A 1,699-nucleotide genomic window follows, 5' to 3' on the forward strand; every position below is an offset into this window, starting at 1 on the left:
CCATGGGGCAGGGCGGGGGCGGGGGCGTCCTGGAACCAGGCCAGGAGGTGGTCTCGGTCCGCGAGCGGGTTCACGGCCGGGTCTTTCCGTCCGATGCCCACCCCGTCGATGAACAGGACCGCGACGCGCACGGCCTGGGACTGTATCCTCGAATCCGACACGCATGGCCATCCACGGCGACCTCTTCAGCTACCCGCTCCCCGAGTTCCTTCAATGGCTGGACAGCTCCCGCAAGACGGGGACGCTCCAGCTGTCGTGGGAGGCAGGCGAGCGCAAGTTGTTCCTCTTGTCCGGCCAGGTGGGCGCCACCGCGAGCGAAGGCCTGCGCGGCCGGGTGGCCCGCCTGTTGTCGCTGCCGAAGCTGGCGGCGGGCACGCGCGTGCTGGCGGCGTTCGACGAGCTGGCGCGCACGCCGGACGTGGACGCGGCCTTCGACGCGCACGGTGTGCAGGCGCGGTGGGTGCGCGACCTGGGCCGCGAGGAGCTGTTCGCGGCGATGACGGACCTGACCATCGCGGGGCAGGGCACCTTCCACTGGACGGAGGACGCGGACCGCACCGGTGAGGACTGGGTGCCGTCCGACATGAGCATCCGCGAGCTGCTCTTCGAGTCCCTGCGCTGGGTGGACGAGCAGGGGGACGTGGACAAGGCGCTGCCCATCGACGCGCTGAGCGTGAAGGCGCTGTCGCCGCCCAGCCCCAGCCAGCCGCTGATGCACCGGATCATCCTGGCGCTGACGACGACGCCGCAGAACCTGGGGCGGCTGCGGCTGTCCATGGGCGTGTCGCGCTCGTCGGTGACGCGCCGGGTGCACGAGCTGCTGCGCGCGAAGCTGGTGGAGGTGGATGGCGCGCCACAGGTGGAAGCGGATCCGGTGGCGGAGATGCTGGAGAAGGGCGCGGTGCTGATGCGCGAGGGCCAGTACGACGCGGCCGGCATCGTGTGCGCGTCCCTGCTGGCCAGCGACCCCGCGGACCGGCGCGTGCGCGAGTTCGCGCGCCTGGTGCAGCGCGAGCACGTGGCCGCGCTCTACGCGGACCTGCCGCCACTGGTGGTGCCGCAGCTCATCCAGGCCCCCCATGCGATGGTGATGCTCAAGCCGGAGGAGCGGCAGATCGCCGGGCTCGTCAGCGGGACGTGGGACGTGTCCACGCTGGTGCTGGCCAGCCCCGCGCGAGAGCTGGAGACGCTCAAGACGCTGGCGAAGCTGCACCGCATGGGGCTGTTGCAGCTCACGCTCCCGCGCTGAGCCCTTGGGGCACGGCCCGGGAGCCGTGCCCCATGCGAATCACCCGGCGGTCGGAAGCCCCACGGCGTTGAGTCGCACGAAGACCTGCATGAGGACGTAGAGCGCGAACGCCGCGTCATCCACGCGCAGCTGCGGCAGCGTGGACAGCCCCTGCAGGCGCAGCAGGTCCGAACCATCCACGTGCAGCAGGAAGGCCTGCTGGGCCAGGGAGCCTTCACCGGCGAACGCCATGGCGCGGCGGACGGCGTCGGTGCAGGCGGTGACGCAGGTGGTGTAGTCCCCGGCGGTGAAGGCGGCCTCCGCGGCCCGGGCGTGGTCGAAGAGGTCCCCCGGCGCCAGCGCGCTCGTGGGCCCCAGGAGCTTGCTGCCCGTGTTCGGCGCCACGGCCACGGCGGGCATGGCGGCGGGCTCCACGCGAGGCGGAGCGGGCGTCGTCAGCGTGCGGGGCAC

At 72.5% G+C, this 1,699-nt stretch carries 1 protein-coding gene and 2 pseudogenes; 1 reads left to right on the forward strand and 2 read right to left on the reverse strand.

What is annotated here, in order from left to right:
* Positions 1-131: pseudogene (locus tag D7Y15_RS46250) on the reverse strand (metalloenzyme); the annotation flags it as partial.
* Positions 132-163: 32 nt separating this feature from the next.
* On the opposite strand from D7Y15_RS46250, the gene D7Y15_RS43405 reads away from it, so the two are divergent.
* Positions 164-1,249: a DUF4388 domain-containing protein gene (locus tag D7Y15_RS43405; RefSeq protein WP_120574968.1), complete on the forward strand. Its 1,086-nt coding sequence runs from the start codon at positions 164-166 to the stop codon at positions 1,247-1,249.
* Between the two features lie 39 nt (positions 1,250-1,288).
* Here the strand turns inward: D7Y15_RS43405 and D7Y15_RS43410 are convergent.
* Positions 1,289-1,699: pseudogene (locus D7Y15_RS43410) on the reverse strand (GTP-binding protein); the annotation flags it as partial.

Origin of the sequence: Corallococcus sp. AB030 (genome assembly GCF_003668965.1) — a bacterium.
GTDB classification, from domain to species: Bacteria; Myxococcota; Myxococcia; order Myxococcales; family Myxococcaceae; genus Corallococcus; species Corallococcus exiguus.

Coding starts and splice junctions, on each gene's coding strand:
- D7Y15_RS43405 (WP_120574968.1), top strand. CDS start 164: ATGGCCATCCACGGCGACCTCTTCAGCTACCCGCTCCCCGAGTTCCTT.